This window comes from Algimonas arctica, assembly GCF_014652695.1.
Classification (GTDB): Bacteria; Pseudomonadota; Alphaproteobacteria; order Caulobacterales; family Maricaulaceae; genus Litorimonas; species Litorimonas arctica.
The window spans coordinates 134,502-150,596 of record NZ_BMZH01000003.1; the positions used below are offsets into that span (position 1 = coordinate 134,502).

The following is a 16,095-nucleotide window of genomic DNA, read 5'->3' on the forward strand; positions in this document are numbered from 1 at the left end:
ACGATATTTGTTTATCCGACCGAATAGCCGCGCCAGCGTTTGACAGTTTTCATCACCAGACTGCTTTGAATGCGGATGACGTGGGGCATACCGGAAATGACGCGGCGGTGGATACGTTCAAAATCATCCGCATCTCGCGCCGCGACTTTCATCACATAATCTGCTGTGCCTGTCGTGAGGTAACATTCCAACACATCAGACCGCGCCATCGCAGCGCGTTCAAATTCGCCTAACACCGTCTCACTCTGCCCAGACAGGGTGACTTCGACGAAGAACGTCATCGCATAGCCGAGTTTTTCGGCATTCAACCGTGCGCCATAGCCTTCGATCAATCCGCGCTCTTCGAGTAAGCGTATCCGGCGATGACACGCCGACGCGGACAGGCCCACAACGTCGCCAATAGCCGCCGCCGATCGACGACTATCGGCTTGTAACTCTCGGAGGATTTTACGGTCTGTGACTTCGATCATCGATATTGTCCCATAATTATGCTTATGTGTCGGATAATTACGCATCGAATTCATTTAAGGGAACCAAAATACGCAATATTTACGCGTATGGCGCGCCTAAGTCGCGGCAACCACAGCCTTTAGGAGAGACTCTCATGATTATCGGCGTCCCCAAAGAAATCAAAAATCACGAATATCGCGTCGGCCTGACACCTGAGTCGGTCGCCGAACTCATCGCTGACGGGCATGACGTCTGGGTCGAAACTCTCGCGGGTGCGGGCATTGGCTCGCTCGACCAAGATTATCTGGACGCGGGCGCCGTGATCAAACCCGACGCCGCAACCGTTTTTGCCGGCTGCGACATGATCGTGAAAGTCAAAGAGCCGCAAGCGGTGGAGCGCGCGATGCTCCGCCCCGGTCAGATCCTTTACACATACCTGCACCTCGCACCCGATCCGGAACAAACGCGCGAGTTGATCGACAGCGGCGCAGTCTGCATCGCCTATGAAACCGTAACCTCGGCCCAAGGCGGCCTGCCACTGCTAAAGCCGATGAGCCAAGTCGCAGGTCGGCTATCGATCCAAGCGGGCGCAAACGCCCTGCAAAAGGAAAATGGCGGACGCGGCGTGTTGCTCGGCGGCGTTCCCGGCGTGAATAGCGGCAAAGTCCTGATCATTGGCGGCGGCGACGTGGGATATAATGCGGCGTTGATGGCCGTCGGCATGCAAGCGGACGTGACAATTTTGGAGCGGTCCAACGACGTGATGGCCAAGCTGTCCTATGAATTTGGTGTCCGCGCCAATATCGAACGCTCCACCCCCGCCGTGATGGAACAACGGCTCGCCGAAGCGGATCTCGTTATCGGCGCGGTCTTGATCCCCGGCGCAGCCGCCCCGAAACTCGTGACCCGCGAGATGCTCGGCCTGATGAAAGAAGGCGCCGTCCTCGTTGATGTTGCCATCGATCAAGGCGGTTGTTTCGAGACCTCCAAGGCGACCACCCACGCTGACCCGATCTATATTGTTGACGGCATCGTGCATTATTGCGTCGCCAACATGCCCGGCGCTGTGCCGCGGACCTCGACCTATGCGCTCAACGCGGCCACGATCTATTACGCCAAACGCATCGCGCGGGACGGCTGGAAAGAAGCGATGCGCGACGACAAACATCTGCGCAATGGTTTGAACGTGTGTGAAGGAAAATTGACCATTAAAGCCGTCGCTGACGCGCAAGGTCTAGAATGGGTCGACGCGGAAAGCGTGCTTTAAACACCAATCATCCCGGACGCCGTCAGGCGATCCGGGATTTCAGGTTAACGTCCCGGCTCTGCGCTGCTTTGCGGCTTGGCCGGGATGATCGCGTAGGGTAGCGAAGACATCGTGCCCATTACGATCCACCTCTCTTGTGCTGTCTCCATCGACGGTTATCTCGACGATACTTCGCCGAACCGGGCGATTCTGTCATCACCGGAAGACTTGGACGCTGTGCTCGCCTTACGCGCGCAGATGGACATGATCGTTATTGGCGCGGAGACCTTGCGTCGTGACAATCCGTCTTTGGCCACACGCGGAGTGGTTCACATCGCGGCCCGTAAAGCCGCAGGTCGAGCGCCCGATCCGGTTAAAGTGGTCGTGACACGCACAGGCGACATTCCCTCCGACCGCGCATTTTTCCAAACCGGCACTGCCGAGGCAATTGTCCTGTCTCAGACTCCGGCGGATGTGCCCGGAACGCTGGCCCTGTTTCACGGTGACCCCATTGATGCGATAGAGGCGCTGGCACAGACTCGCGGCGCATCGGACGTATTGATCGAAGGCGGGGCGAAAATGCTGACCCTCGCCATGACGCACGCGCGCTATCTCCGTCTCGCGGTCAGCTCGCGTGAATTGGGGAACACGGGTCACGCGCGCCTCTTTGACGATCTTGAGCCATTCATGTCCTCGCTGCACGTGACAGGCACGGAAACGCTGGGCGATACGACCGTGTTTCATATTGACCTGCTGTTATCCCGCGCGAAGCCGCTGATGGAACAGGCGCTTCGCTTGTCCGCGCAATGCCCCGCATCAAGCACCGCCTTCGCCGTTGGCGCAATCGCTTGCACAGAAAAACTAACGGCTTTGGCAACAGGATATAGTCGGGAGACCGGGCCGAATGACCATGCCGAAGAAGCCATGTTGTCAAAATTGAACACCGCGCCGCACACGGTCATCTGCACACTCGAGCCCTGCCTCACACGCGCGTCCAAGCCGACGGGCTGCGCGCAACGGCTGATTGATGCGGGGGTTCAACGCGTCATTTATGCCGTGGCAGAGGACTCAACCTTTACCGCGCAGACCGGATTGCGCCATTTGCATGCGCATGAGGTCGAGCTGATGCATCTCACTGGCTATGAAGACTGGTTTCATACCGTGAATGGTCCGATATACGGGCCCTCATGAAATCTCTGATCGTCATTCCTGCGCGTTACGCGTCCACCCGCTTTCCCGGCAAACCGTTGGCAGAGATTGGCGGCGTTCCCATGTTGCAACGCACATCGGATGTGGCGCGGCAGGTTGGGAATTTCGTCGTCGCGACGGATGATGCAAGGATCGAAGATTTCTGCGCCGCCCATAACCTGCCCGTTGTCATGACCGACCCGGATCTGCCAAGCGGATCGGACCGTGCGAAAGCCGCCGCGGATATGTTCGATCCTGACGCTGACATCATCGTCAATTTGCAAGGCGACGCGCCGTTTACGCCGCCGTCCTATGTGCAGGCTTGCCTTGATGCGCTCACCCGCGATCCGGACGCCGATATTGCGACGCCCGTTGTTGCGCTCAGTTGGCGCGCGCTCGACGACTTGCGCGCGGCTAAGTTAACAACACCGTTTTCCGGGACCTGCGCGATTGTTGGCGACACGGGACGCGCGCGTTGGTTTTCTAAAAACATCGTGCCTGCAATCCGCGAAGAAGCCACCTTACGCCGTGACAGCAACATATCGCCCGTCTTGCAACATGTCGGCCTCTACGCCTATCGCCGCGACGCCCTGGCCCGTTACGTCACCCTGCCGTCCTCACCCTATGAGGCGCTCGAAGGATTGGAACAGCTCCGCGCGCTCGAAAACGGCATGATCATCGCCTGCGCGCGCGTAGACAGCCACCCTATGAGCCAAGCCGGAATCGATACACCCGAGGATGTCGCGCGGGCGGAAGCGAAATTGAAAGCGCTCGGTCAATGACGACCGCGAGCATGCGGCGCGTTATTATCGTGCGCCACGGAAATACGTTTGATCCCGGCGATGTCATCCGCCGCGTCGGACAGGGGACGGATATCCCCTTATCTCGGTCTGGACAGGCGCAGGCCGCCGCGCTGGGCACATATTTCGCCGACACATTCTTTGATCGGGTCATCAGCTCCCCGCTCATACGGACACGACAGACGGCCACAGCCATTGCGCCGAATATTGTCCTTGATGATCGCTTGTTAGAAATCGACTATGGTCCTGATGAAGGACGGCCAGAAGACGAAGTCGTTGCCCGTTTGGGCAAAGACGCTATCGCCCTCTGGGATAAAGATGCGGTGCCGCCGCAGGGGTGGCGGGTCGATCCGGATCAAATCACGTCTGATTGGGCCGATATGTTAGCGGGGTCCATTGGCACGACGCTGATCGTCACCAGCAACGGCATTGCCCGCTTTGCCCTAGATGTTGCCGAGCATGATGGCGCGGAGCGAAAATTGAAGACAGGGGCTTTCGGCGTGATCGAAGAGCGCGCCGACGGCTGGAACGTGAGGGAGTGGAACGTCCGTCCCCTTCCGCGCTAAGCGACGCCCTCTTTCAAGAAGTCATGAATGTGCAGCAGCCCGACGGGTGCGCCGTCCTTGACCACGAATAAGACCTGAATCAGTTTACGATTCAGAAGCCCGAGCGCATCCGCCGCCAATGTGTCCATCTCCACCGTAACCGGATCATGGGTCATGATGTCTTGCGCTGTGAGTTGCAGCAGGTCGCGGCCAATATTTCGGCGTAAATCGCCGTCCGTTACGACCCCAACCAACTGGCCCTCGCGCATGATGCCCGCAGTGCCCACGCCACCATGCGTGATGATGGCGACAAGCTCTCGCACCGACACATCGCCCGTCGTGAGCGGCATCGCGCCCGTTGTCATAACATCGGACACGCGTTGAAACGCGGCACCTAATTTGCCGCCGGGATGATAGGTTTTGAAATCATCGCGATCAAAGCCTCGATCCCGGAGCAGCGCGACGGCGAGCGCATCGCCCAGCGCCATCATCAAGGTCGTCGATGTCGTCGGCGCGCGCGTAACAGAACAGGCCTCATCCGCCGCTGGCAATAAGAGCAAGTGATCCGCCGCGTTGGCAAGCGAACTGAGCGCGACCGAGGTAATCGCCACCAGGGGAATATCGAACCGCGCGCAATAATTGACAATGTCTGACAACTCCCGCGTTTCCCCAGAATTCGACAAAGCCATGACCAGATCACCAGTGCCAATCATGCCGAGGTCGCCGTGGCTGGCTTCGGCAGGATGAACAAACATCGCCGGCGTTCCCGTGCTGGCCATCGTCGCGGCAATTTTGCGCGCCACATGGCCGGACTTCCCCATGCCAGAAACGACGACACGGCCCGGCGCGTTGCGAACGGCGGCCACAGTCGCAATGAGCGCCTCGCTCAAATCGGATCCTTCCGCCAAAGCACGCGCGAGCGCATCCAGCCCATCGCGTTCAATTTCCACCGTGCGTCGTGCGTCCTGCAAGGTGCTATTTGCCGGGCTGGGCTTTGTGAGGGAACGGTCTGTCATGTTTCGTGTCTTGCTGTCATAAGGGCACCGACTTAGCCCCCGCTCCAAACCGGGTAAAGCCATGATGGACCAAACCATGACAACCACCAACTTTCATCACGTGACGATTGCCGCGCCTGCGGGGGATGTCACCTTTGGCAATGATTTGCCATTTTCGCTCTTTGCCGGGCCTTGTGCGATGGAAAGCCGCGATCACACGCTATTCATGGCCGAAGCGATCAAAAAAATCACCGACAAGCTCGGCATCAGCTTTGTCTATAAAACGAGCTTCGACAAAGCCAATCGCACCAGCATGAGTTCTGAACGTGGTGTCGGATTGCACGAAGCCTTGCCCGTCTTTCAAGCGGTCAAAGACACGTTCGGCGTGCCGGTCCTGACGGATATCCACCTGCCGGACCAATGCGCAGTCGTCGGTGAGGTTGTGGATGTGTTGCAAATTCCTGCATTTCTCTGCCGCCAGACGGACCTCCTCATCGCGGCGGCGAAAACAGGCCGCGTCATCAAGATCAAAAAAGGCCAGTTCCTGTCGCCCAGTGATATGAAAAATGTCGCGCAGAAGGTTTTGGACGCGGGCAATCCGAGAGTTCTGTTGACCGAACGCGGTGCCAGCTTTGGCTACAACACGCTCGTCAGTGATTTCCGCGGCCTGCCGACAATGGCGCGCGATACCGGTCTGCCGATTATTTTTGATGCGACCCATTCGGTCCAACAACCGGGCGGCCAAGGCGCGACCAGTGGCGGCCAACGCGAAATGGTCCCAACCCTGTCCCGCGCCGCCATCGCCGTCGGCGTCGCCGGCATCTTCGCCGAAACCCACCAAGACCCGGCCAGCGCCCCTTCAGATGGCCCCAATATGATCCCTTTGGAATATCTAGAGACCTATCTGTCAGAGCTGCAGGATATTGACCGCATCGCCAAGAGTCGGAAGAACTTGCACTTTTTTAGTGAGTGACAGGCCAGCTTAGCGAGTGTTGCGCCCATTATGTCGCCTTTAATACGCGTGCGTCAGCGGATATCTATTCCGTTGTAACGCTGGCTTTCAACAACCCGTAAATTTCATCTTTTAGGGCGGACCGCTGTTTGCGCATGTCGACCATGTTATCATCCGACGTCGGTTCAACATTCGTTTCGGCGCGATGAACGTCTCGATTAATATCATGATATTTGTCTGCGAGCTTACGGAAGTGAGAATCCGACGTCTTTAGCTGATGCAATTGCTCGGCATATTCTGGAAAATCGGCGGCGAGCTCGTGGGGTGTATGGCTCATAAATCACTCCTGTACGACGCTTGGGCATTGCGTCTGTTAGCGTCAAAAAGACCCACACCTGTGTGGGGTCCGTTCAGTCTGCAGCGAACGCTGCGTGACATTGCAATAGAATTACCCGCATGCGGGGTCGTAAAAGTGATGGGCGTCAAATTCAGGACCGTCAGTCAATTTTGGAAAATAAACGCGCTCTTCCCCCGGACTTGCAAGACTTTTCTGCGACCGTCGGCTAACCCCGTCGAATAGACACAGGCCGCCCTCCGACTATGACACCCACAACCCTCGCCATCTTACTCGGCCTCACCAGCGCGGTGAGCCTGGCCGCTGTCAACGCCGTCGTGAAGGCGGGGCGGGATATTTTGATGGCACGGGTCGTGCTGTCGGTGACCGCGGCGTTACTCACACTACCGGCAATCTTTTTTGTGCCGCTGCCGACCGCGCCAATTTGGATAGCCCTCGCGTTTAGTCTGATGGCGCATGGGGCCTATCAGTTCGGGTTGATCAATGCCTTGTCGCGAGGCGACCTGTCGCTAGTGTTTCCGGTCATGCGCGGTGGCGCGCCAATCCTTGTGGCCATCGCCGCCTTTATCTTTCTGAACGAATCCCTGCGCCCCATTGAGTGGACGGGGCTCATCATCGCCACGCTGGGCGTGTTTGGCTTTGTCCTCAAACCGGGCAAATCGATCACCGGCATCGACGCACCAAAACCTGCACTTTTATTCGCGGGGTTTACCGCCTTTGCCATCGCGCTTTATTCCGTATTGGACGCGCGCGGCGTGCGGATGGTCGAGAGCCCGTTCACCTATATTGTGTGGTTGTTCGTTTTAGATGGCGTGCAGATGGGGATTGCCGGATCGGTCCTGCGCGGTGAGGCCTTGTGGCGCGATGCGCGCTCAATTTGGCGTTACGGCGTGATCGCGGCGCTCGGCTCGATGTTATCATTTGGCGTGCTGCTCTATGCGATGAGTTTGACCGAAGTCGCGCGGGTCAGCGCCTTGCGCGAAAGCGCGGTCGTGTTCGGCGCGCTGTTCGGTTGGTTGTTCTTAAAGGAGGGGTTCGGCGCGCGCCGCCTCGCCTTTGCCGCCATCACCGCCAGCGGACTGGCGATGATGAATTTATAATTTTCTAGAAATCGCATAGACGTGATTTTCAGGAAATTGGTCCAACTCCAAATGTAGGAGTGAAAGACCTCTATCGTGCAACACTTCGATATTCCGGGTTATGCCCATCGAGCTATATCGAAAAGTTTGCCCCCGCCATCGATCCGTATGGTCACCGTCTCCATCACCGAAACTATGGATCAACACCCCGTTTTTTGACAACAAGCCGCACAATTTCGATAACACCTGAGCCTGATGCTCAAGTGGAAGGTGAAACAGACAATCCCAGACGAGAATGAAATCATATGTCTCGGACGTCTTCCAATCTATAATATTGGCGTTGATAAAGAGCGTGTCGGGGTGGTTCGCGCGGGCAAGCCCTATCATTTGCGCAGACGCATCAATGCCTGTTACGATAAACCTCTGTTCTATGAGGCGCCGAACAAATCGGCCGCCGGACCCGCATCCCACATCAAGCGCTTTGCCGCCATTTGGTACAAATGCCAAAGCCCGGTTCACTTGCGCTAAGCCATAGGTGGAATGATCGTGACGTTCATTCCACCACGAGGCTATTTCGTCATATTGCTGACCAATGTCAGGGGCCGTCATAGTTTCGGTCTAGCCCGAAACTATCTTACGCGCTCATATCATTGAACACAGCGCGGAGCTTATCCATCGCTTCGCGCATTTCGGTTTCGCCAATGATAAGCGGTGGCGCCATACGCAGGACATTGTCGCCCGCTGTGCCGACCATGAGTTTATGCGCCAGCGCGCCGTTTTTCGCGACAAGGTTGTCGCCGTCGACCTTCATCTTGAGGCCAACAAGCAGGCCTTTGCCGCGCACGTCTTCGATCAGGTCTGGGAACTCATCCTTGAGGCCCGCCAACGACTGGCGGAACTTGTTAGAAATGTCGCGCACATGTTCAAGAAACGCTGGGTCGCTGATCCGGTCAAACACGGCGATTCCGGCCGCCATAGCGAGCGGATTGCCGCCATAGGTCGTGCCGTGTGTGCCGGGAACCATGTGCTTGGCAGCCTCTTCACTCGCGATGACAGCGCCGAGCGGAAAACCGCCGCCAACGCCTTTGGCCACGGCCATAATATCCGGCTGTCCGCCCTCGACCCATTGATGCGCCCAGAGCTGGCCCGTCCGGCCTGCGCCGCATTGGACTTCATCATAAATCAACATCAGATCATTTTCGTCGCACAACTCGCGCAGGCCGCGCAGGCATTCAGGTGGCAAGGCGCGCACACCGCCTTCACCCTGCACAGGTTCAACGAGGATCGCGGCCGTTGTCGGACCGACCGCCTCTTTTAACGCCTCATGGTCGCCGAACGGCAGATTGATAAAGCCCGGCAAACGGGGGCCGAAACCTTCAAGATATTTCGGGTTCCCCGCCGCGTTGATCGCCGCGAACGACCGCCCGTGAAAGGCCCCGCCAAAGCCGATAATATCGACCCGCTCTGGACGACCTTCGCCATATTGGTATCGCCGCGCCGTTTTCATCGCCAATTCAAGCGACTCCGTGCCGGAGTTTTGGAAGAAAACTTTGTCCGCCCACGGCAGACTGTCGCAATAACGCTTGGACAGATCGACCTGCCCCGGCACTTTGAACATGTTGGATAGATGCCAGACTTTGCCCATCTGTTCCGTAATCGCGTCCGCCACATCTTTAGGCGCATGACCCAATGAATTGACCGCGATTCCGGCGATGAAGTCGAGATAGCATTCGCCGCTATCCGTGTAGAGATACGCCCCTTCGCCACGTTCAAACGTGATTTCAGGCGGGTTGTAACAATCGAAAAGGTGGTTGCCTTTGGCCATGGGTAACTCTTTGGCTTAGCTTTTAATCCGCCAGCCTGCGCGAAGCACCAGCCAGACAGTGAGGAAGAGAGCGATATTCAAGATTGCGATAAAGACAACCCCGACCATCAGATTGGCGTCGGCTTCACCCGTAAACCCATAGCGGAACCCGTCAATCAGGTAAAAGAGCGGGTTGCCCTTGATCAGGGTTTGGAAAAGGGGTGGGAGGACGTCGATTTTGTAGAATGTGCCGGACAGGAACGAGAGTGGCAATATGATGAACTGATTCACGACAGCGAGTTGATCGAACTTCTCTGCCCAAACACCCGACAGCACACCGACCATCGACATCATGAAGGCCGCACTCAGTCCGAAATAAAGCACCGCCCATATGTGCGATGGGAGAAGCGGCGTGAAGAATGACAGCGCAGCCCCCGTCGCGAGAGCCACCAGTACACCGCGTGTGGCGGCCCCGCCGATCCAGCCCAAGGCCAATTCGATGGGCGACAAAGGCGGCGTCAACACATCGGTGATCGAGCCCATCATCTTCCCCGTCATAATCGAGGACGAGCTGTTTGCCGCCGCATTATTCAAAATGCCTAACATCACTAACCCGGGGGCCAGGAACGCCATAAATTCGCTGGGGTCAGGACGGAGCGCCGCAAAGGCCAGAACAAAGACCGTCATATACAGCAAATTGGAAATAATTGGCGCGAGCAGAGTTTGCGGCCCAACCCGCATGAAGCGTTTCACTTCTTTCTTATACAGGGTCGCCAATCCCATCCAATTGACGGGACCCAGATTGCGCACGATCGGGGGGGAGGAATCGAGAAGCGGTTTAGACATGGTGCGGCTCATACGCCGCGCGCCTGTCGCTGTCCAACATCCCCTACCAGCCCGACGTCGCAAACTGACATTGAACGGCACGTTTTCACGCGCTCTAAATGGCCACGGGACGGTGAGAGGCGTCAGATCGGGCCGTCAAGGGTCTATGAGCGAAGTTGTCTGTGGACGAGGGCATCACTACATATGGTTTCTTGTGGATAGGCTGACGTCTATATTTTGTGGTTTCCAATGCGCTTGCTACAAGATTTGTGACATTAAGCACAAGATATGGTGTGTGAGCCTCGTTTCTACGACGTCCGCATCTATTAAAGGAGATCGTCCATGGCTTGGACCGAAGACCGCGTCGAAACATTAAGCAAACTCTGGGCTGACGGCTTGTCCGCGTCACAGATCGCCAAGCAGCTGGGCGGCGTGACCCGCAATGCCGTGATCGGCAAAGTCCACCGACTCGGCCTGTCCGGTCGCGCAAAACCAAGCCGGCCGAAGCCTGCGAAAACGACAACAACAGCGGCCCGTCCAAAGGCGGCGCCGAAACCCGCGAAGGTAACGGCGAAAGCCGCAACCGTCGCTGAGGTCAAGGCAAAGGCGAAGACAACTGCACAGCTGCCCGCTACGATCGAACAACCCCCGTTAAAAGCCAAACCGCTTAAAGACGGCACATATGCGACGATCCTAACGATCACGGATCATATGTGTAAGTTCCCAATCGGCGACCCCAAAGCCGATGAATTCCGTTTTTGTGGTCGTAAGACCGACCCGGATGAGCCCTATTGCACACCGCATTCAATGGTCGCCTATCAGCCATCCCGTCGCCGTAATTCATCCGGCAAAATGATTAGCATTGGCCCCGCACCGACATCGCGTAAACGCCTGCGCTAAACGGCCTCGCATTGATCACGATTTAAAGGCGCGCCTTGCCGGGCGCGCCTTTTCTATTACAGCAGAGCTGTGCGCCGCTTTTTCTCTCGATCCCTGTCCGCGCGGTTGCTTCTGCTGACCGTTGGCTTCGTTCTGGCCGCAGAAACCTTGCTCTTTCTGCCGTCGATTGCTTTTTTCCGCCAAGAAGGTCTGGAAATGCGAGCCCGATCTGCCAGCCTGGTTGCCGAAGCCTTGATGAGCAATCAAGTCGGGGGGGACCCGTCCCGCGAAGCCTCCGCCATGCTTGCGCGGCAATTTATGATGCAAACCGACGCAGACTTTCTCGCCGCCTTCCAAGACGGTCAAACGCTACTCATTCTCGGTGAACCGCCACAGGCCAATATCATCGCGGTGGTGGATTTGCGAAACACGAGACGGTTTCCAGACTTTATCGCCACAACGATGGATTTCTTTGCCAATGGCGATGGCTATTTACGTATCATCGCGCCGTCCCCCATTGACGGGCAGGATCGTTTAGAACTCCTAGTGCCTTGCGCGGCGATTGGGGCAGAATTGCGCGCCTATGCCGGGCGCATATTACTGTTGAGCCTGTTGATTGCTATTTTTGTCGGCATTTTGATTTATCTGGCCATGCTCCGTTTGATCGTGCGCCCGGTTCGAGAACTCGCCAATGACATGACGGCCTTTCGCGAAGCGCCGGAACTGAGGCGACAGCTCAGCCCGGTCTTGGATCGAGGCGACGAAATCGGGCAATTGCAGCGCGAATTTCACGAGATGAAACAGAGCTTACGGTCTTCGTTTCGCCAACGGGAACGGTTGGCGTCGTTGGGCCTCTCCGTCACCAAGATTAATCACGATCTCCGCAATGTTCTGTCGACCGCGCTGCTTATGGCGGACCGCCTATCCATGAATGCGGACCCGGCCTTATCGGAAATGGGCGAACGGCTCGCGCGCACGGTCGAGCGCGGGGTTGGGCTGACCGAAGAAGTGCTCGAATATTCATCTGCCCGCGAACCTGAGCCTGTGCTGGAAACCGTGCAGCTGGGCCGGATTGTCGCGGATGTACAAATGGATATGCGAACGGCTTTTCCCCGGGTTTGGGTCGCCAATCAGATCGGGCATGATGTGCGCATCACGGCGGACCCCGAACAACTGCAGCGCATCCTGTCAAATCTGTTGCGAAATGCCGCGCAAGCGATGGACGGCCAAGACAAGCCCAAAATTGAAGTGGCGGCCGACATCGTCGCCGACACCGTCATAGTGCAAATCGGGGATAATGGTCCGGGACTGCCTGATTATGTCGAAGACCGGCTGTTTCTGCCATTCACGCGCGGAAACAGCGACAGCAGCACCGGGCTTGGCCTCTCCATTTCCAAAGAACTGGCGGAAAAGATGGGCGGGTCATTGGAACTGCTCGACACCGGACCAGACGGCACGACCTTTATTCTCGGCCTGCCCCGCGCCTATATTCAGGCCTAGTCGCTCCCGATCATGGCGCCTTCGCGCCTTATTTTACTGCGATCACGGCGCCTTCGCGCCGGGGGTCCGCACCGCCATCCAACGTGCCATCCGGCAACAAACGAATAATATGCAGACCACTAATTTCGCCGCGGGACCGAACAACATCGTGACCCAGCGTTTCCAAACCCTCAATAATATCTGAGCTCAGACCAAATTCTTGGGCCGGTCCGGCGCGTTGGACTTCATCCGTGTCTTCTTCGGGCAGATCCTTAGCTTCCAACCGAACCGTTCCATTGCGGGCGATAACATTGGGCAATTCAATCGCGGCTTGCGGGTCGAGACCCCAATCAATCATCCCGACAATGGACTTGGCGGTATAGGCAAGGATGGCATTGCCGCCAGGCGATCCCGTCGTGAAGGCCAGCGAGCCATCCGGGTTGAACACAATATGCGGCGCCATTGAGGAGCGCGGGCGTTTCCCCGGTTGCACACGGTTCGCCACGGCACGGCCCTGACCATCAACGGGTCTGAAAGAAAAATCTGTCAGCTCATTATTGAGCATGAACCCCCCGACCATCCGTTGTGAGCCGAACGGGGCCTCGACGGTCGTCGTCATCGACACGACTAATCCGGTCTTGTCGACGACGGTGAAATGCGATGTGCCCGGCACTTCGGCTGTAGCGTCGGTTCCCGCTGGACCCAGATCTCCCGCCGGATAATCGGCCAGCACCGCCTTCGATTTAATCAGACCCGACCGCCCCGCCAGATATCCCTTGTCCAACATATCTTTGACGGGGACGGAGACGAAATCTGGATCGCCAACATATTGATCGCGGTCAGCATAGGCGAGCTGGCTGGCTTCAATAAAATAGTGCCACCCTTCAATGGACGGGCCGACTTCCGCCATTTTAAACGGCTCCAGCAGTCCTAAAATCGCTTGCACGCCGACCCCGCCGGAGGATGGCGGTGGCGCGGAGCACAGTCGATAATCGCGGTAGGTTGAGCATAGCGCAGGCTTTTTAATCGGCTGATAATTCGCCATATCGGCCAAGGTGAGCGCGCCCGGCAGGGGCGCTTCGCGTGTTTTGTCGATAATAGATTGCGCAATCGGGCCTTCGAGCAGCGCGCGCGGGCTTAATTGGATCGCGCGTAAACTGTCGGCATAAGCCGGATTATCCCGCACAAACCCCGCTGGCAGCGGCTGTGACGGATCACCGTTCACAAAGAAGTAGGCCCGGGCATTGTCATCCCGCGGCAACACGAGTTTCCCCATGCGAGCCACAAGGTCAGCCATGCGCGGACTGACGACAAATCCGTCTTCCGCTAACTCAATGGCCGGGTTCAAATTATCGGCCCATGGCAAGGTGCCGTAATCCGCATGCGCAAGACCGAGCATCGCAATGGCCCCGGGCGCGCCCGTGGACCGCCCTGAAGCGATACCATCAAAATACCGCAACGGCTGACCGTCTTCATTCAGGAATAAAGCCGAGGTCGCTGCGGACGGTGCGGTCTCGCGCCCGTCATAGGTCCACGTCGCATTCGTTTTGGGATCATGTAGCACCATAAACGCACCGCCGCCTAAGCCCGAACTTTGTGGCTCTACCAGCCCAAGGACGGTCTGTACGGCAACTGCGGCATCCACGGCCGATCCACCCGCTCGTAGCACCTCTGCACCCGCTTCAGCCGCATAGGGGTTGGCGGCGGCGACCATGCCCATTGACTGGCCCATAGTCTGGACAGGCGCTTCTTCGATAATGGGATCGCCGTCAGCAGCGGCCTGACAGGCCATCAGGAACAGAGTGGAGGAGAGGAGCAGGAGGCGGAATGTCATACTCAAGCTTTGGCCCTTGGTGCGGACAGGCGCAAGAGGATCGATTGCAAGGCTGTGGTCACAACTGACAATCTTGTAGATCGCGCGCGACTCACGGGCCAAACCGCCATTTCAGAGACAACGTGTCTGTTCGCCCTGACTCCCGCTATGATATTCTTCGACAAACGCCTTCATTATGAAATATTTTTCGACCTCACTATGAGTTGATCCAAACTTTCATAAAGTTTTCCCGTCTTCGCAGTCATACCCTGAGAAAAATAGGTCTTTTATGAAAACTTTTACTGAGCATCCGGCGTCCGTGGGGGAAACGTATTTCCAGCACATGAGAACATCCTTTAGTTTCGGCATAAGAATGCTGGTCTCTGGTATTGGGTGTTTTCTGCACGGTATTTTTCCGTTCCTCTGTGTAAAAACAGGCAGCAAAACCATTACCACCCTCCACGACCGGATGGTGACGCATCGCGATAAGCGTAAGCAACCGCGTGACCTTCGAACATAGCCTTTACCGCCGGCGGCATTACGCCTCGGAGTTGCAGCGATAACCCGCCCGCCTGCCTCACCGCCTGTGAGTCTCTCCCCAAGCCGTAAACAGTCGTTCTCGGGGCGGGACGCGCTCATCACCATATTGCCCGGCATTATGCTGGCCGTGATGATTGCCGCGATCAGCCTATTTATTGAGGCCCGCTTTGGCGGTCCCGTCATGCTGTATGCTTTGGTCATCGGCGCTTTGTTTAACCCGCTGGCCTCCAAACCTTATCTGGCAACAGGCCTTACAGTCTCCGCAGAGACTATTTTAAAAATAGGCGTCGCGCTTTTAGCCGTTAAAATCACCGTGATCGATGTGGCGAACCTCGGTTGGCAGGCGGCTGGTTTAGTTATCGCCTGCGTTCTGAGCACGCTGGTGCTTGGCGTCGCCATCGCCCGATTATTCGGTCTCAAAGTTGATCATTCCATCTTAACGGCCGGATCAGTCGCCATTTGCGGGTCCTCTGCCGCGCTCGCGCTCGCCTCGGTGCTTCCGCAAAATAAAAAGACGGAGTGCAATACGATTGTGACGGTCATTGCCGTGACATCGCTCAGCACCCTCGCGATGGTGCTCTACCCAGTGATCACGACGCTGTTAGGTTTCTCGGATAGGCAATCCGGCCTCTTCATGGGCGTCTCAATTCACAATGTCGCGCAGGTCGTTGGCGCGGGATATATTGTGTCAGACCCCGCTGGCGACATCGCCACTATCGTCAAGCTTATGCGGGTCGCTTGCCTTGTGCCGGTCATCATCATTGTCAGTTTGATGTTCAAGCAAACAGGTAAGGGGGTCGCCAACACTAAAAAACCGCCGCTGCTCCCGCTATTTATGGTCGCGTTCATTCTCATCATGCTGATCAACAGCGCCGGCTTTATTCCGACGCAGGTCAGTCAGGGTCTGAACATCCTATCCCAATGGGCGCTCGTCATCGCCGTCGCGGCCTTAGGCGTAAAAACCTCTGTCAAAGACATCGTCGGCGTAGGCATGAGGCCCTTGCTGGTCTTAGTGTCCCAATCCACAGTCCTCGCAATTTTCGCGCTGATTGCGATTAGTGTGTTTATGGCGAGCTAGTTTGCCTGAAGACGCAATGCCAAAGTACCGAGCCCTATCCACATGGCGATAGCGGACATGATGGGAC

General features: G+C 57.0%; 17 protein-coding genes. 10 read left to right on the forward strand and 7 right to left on the reverse strand.

All coding sequences use genetic code 11. The annotated features are described in order from the left end of the window. Positions 1-11: 11 nt before the first annotated feature. The gene (locus IE105_RS04815; protein WP_189496004.1) at positions 12-470 is read right to left on the reverse strand and encodes an Lrp/AsnC family transcriptional regulator; all 459 of its coding nucleotides are present in this window, start codon (positions 468-470) and stop codon (positions 12-14) included. 134 nt (positions 471-604) lie between these two features. Here IE105_RS04815 and ald point away from each other — a divergent pair, with 134 nt between their 5' ends. From ald to IE105_RS04835, 4 genes are all read left to right on the forward strand, one after another. Continuing rightward, positions 605-1,717: an alanine dehydrogenase gene (ald, locus tag IE105_RS04820; protein WP_189496006.1), complete on the forward strand. Its 1,113-nt coding sequence runs from the start codon at positions 605-607 to the stop codon at positions 1,715-1,717. A gap of 111 nt (positions 1,718-1,828) precedes the next feature. Next, a complete protein-coding gene (locus IE105_RS04825) occupies positions 1,829-2,887 on the forward strand; it encodes a dihydrofolate reductase family protein (protein WP_189496008.1) in 1,059 nt (352 codons plus the stop codon). After that, the gene (locus IE105_RS04830) at positions 2,884-3,666 is read left to right on the forward strand and encodes a 3-deoxy-manno-octulosonate cytidylyltransferase (RefSeq protein WP_189496010.1); all 783 of its coding nucleotides are present in this window, start codon (positions 2,884-2,886) and stop codon (positions 3,664-3,666) included. Before IE105_RS04825 ends, IE105_RS04830 begins: the two co-directional genes overlap by 4 nt. Then, complete coding sequence (locus tag IE105_RS04835) at positions 3,663-4,250, forward strand: histidine phosphatase family protein (protein ID WP_233353994.1); 588 nt, start codon at positions 3,663-3,665, stop codon at positions 4,248-4,250. Before IE105_RS04830 ends, IE105_RS04835 begins: the two co-directional genes overlap by 4 nt. On the opposite strand, the gene IE105_RS04840 is transcribed toward IE105_RS04835, so the two are convergent. After that, a complete protein-coding gene (locus IE105_RS04840) occupies positions 4,247-5,245 on the reverse strand; it encodes a KpsF/GutQ family sugar-phosphate isomerase (RefSeq protein WP_189496012.1) in 999 nt (332 codons plus the stop codon). The genes IE105_RS04835 and IE105_RS04840 overlap by 4 nt on opposite strands. Before the next feature lie 76 nt (positions 5,246-5,321). Here IE105_RS04840 and kdsA point away from each other — a divergent pair, with 76 nt between their 5' ends. Further along, complete coding sequence (kdsA, locus tag IE105_RS04845; RefSeq protein ID WP_189496014.1) at positions 5,322-6,197, forward strand: 3-deoxy-8-phosphooctulonate synthase; 876 nt, start codon at positions 5,322-5,324, stop codon at positions 6,195-6,197. 64 nt (positions 6,198-6,261) lie between these two features. Here the strand turns inward: kdsA and IE105_RS04850 are convergent, their stop codons facing one another. Beyond that, complete coding sequence (locus IE105_RS04850) at positions 6,262-6,513, reverse strand: HP1242/YdcH family protein (RefSeq protein WP_189496016.1); 252 nt, start codon at positions 6,511-6,513, stop codon at positions 6,262-6,264. Positions 6,514-6,776: 263 nt separating this feature from the next. On the opposite strand from IE105_RS04850, the gene IE105_RS04855 reads away from it, so the two are divergent. Then, entirely contained in the window at positions 6,777-7,631 is an 855-nt protein-coding gene (locus tag IE105_RS04855; RefSeq protein WP_189496018.1) for a DMT family transporter, read from the forward strand. Here IE105_RS04855 and IE105_RS04860 read toward each other — a convergent pair. From IE105_RS04860 to IE105_RS04870, 3 genes are read right to left on the reverse strand one after another with little or no spacing between them, the layout of a single operon-like run. After that, positions 7,626-8,219 (reverse strand): class I SAM-dependent methyltransferase, encoded by a 594-nt coding sequence (locus tag IE105_RS04860; RefSeq protein WP_189496020.1) that lies wholly within the window; start codon positions 8,217-8,219, stop codon positions 7,626-7,628. The genes IE105_RS04855 and IE105_RS04860 overlap by 6 nt on opposite strands. A gap of 25 nt (positions 8,220-8,244) precedes the next feature. Further along, positions 8,245-9,435: an aspartate aminotransferase family protein gene (locus IE105_RS04865; protein WP_189496021.1), complete on the reverse strand. Its 1,191-nt coding sequence runs from the start codon at positions 9,433-9,435 to the stop codon at positions 8,245-8,247. 15 nt (positions 9,436-9,450) lie between these two features. Beyond that, a complete protein-coding gene (locus IE105_RS04870; protein ID WP_189496024.1) occupies positions 9,451-10,260 on the reverse strand; it encodes an ABC transporter permease in 810 nt (269 codons plus the stop codon). Positions 10,261-10,581: 321 nt separating this feature from the next. Between IE105_RS04870 and IE105_RS04875 the strand changes: the two genes are divergently transcribed. Both IE105_RS04875 and IE105_RS04880 read left to right on the forward strand, forming a co-directional pair. Next, complete coding sequence (locus IE105_RS04875; protein WP_189496025.1) at positions 10,582-11,139, forward strand: GcrA family cell cycle regulator; 558 nt, start codon at positions 10,582-10,584, stop codon at positions 11,137-11,139. A 69-nt stretch (positions 11,140-11,208) separates the two neighbouring features. Beyond that, on the forward strand, positions 11,209-12,618 hold the full coding sequence (locus IE105_RS04880; RefSeq protein ID WP_189496027.1) for a sensor histidine kinase: 1,410 nt from the start codon (positions 11,209-11,211) through the stop codon (positions 12,616-12,618). A gap of 28 nt (positions 12,619-12,646) precedes the next feature. Here IE105_RS04880 and IE105_RS04885 read toward each other — a convergent pair whose 3' ends face one another. Further along, positions 12,647-14,431: a gamma-glutamyltransferase family protein gene (locus IE105_RS04885; protein WP_189496029.1), complete on the reverse strand. Its 1,785-nt coding sequence runs from the start codon at positions 14,429-14,431 to the stop codon at positions 12,647-12,649. Between the two features lie 268 nt (positions 14,432-14,699). Here IE105_RS04885 and IE105_RS15375 point away from each other — a divergent pair, with 268 nt between their 5' ends. Together IE105_RS15375 and IE105_RS04890 are read left to right on the forward strand one after the other, a co-directional pair. After that, entirely contained in the window at positions 14,700-14,930 is a 231-nt protein-coding gene (locus tag IE105_RS15375; RefSeq protein WP_267904658.1) for a DUF6356 family protein, read from the forward strand. Positions 14,931-14,996: 66 nt separating this feature from the next. Further along, positions 14,997-16,028, forward strand: a complete 1,032-nt coding sequence (locus IE105_RS04890) for a YeiH family protein (protein WP_189496031.1) — start codon at positions 14,997-14,999, stop codon at positions 16,026-16,028. Positions 16,029-16,095 lie beyond the last annotated feature (67 nt).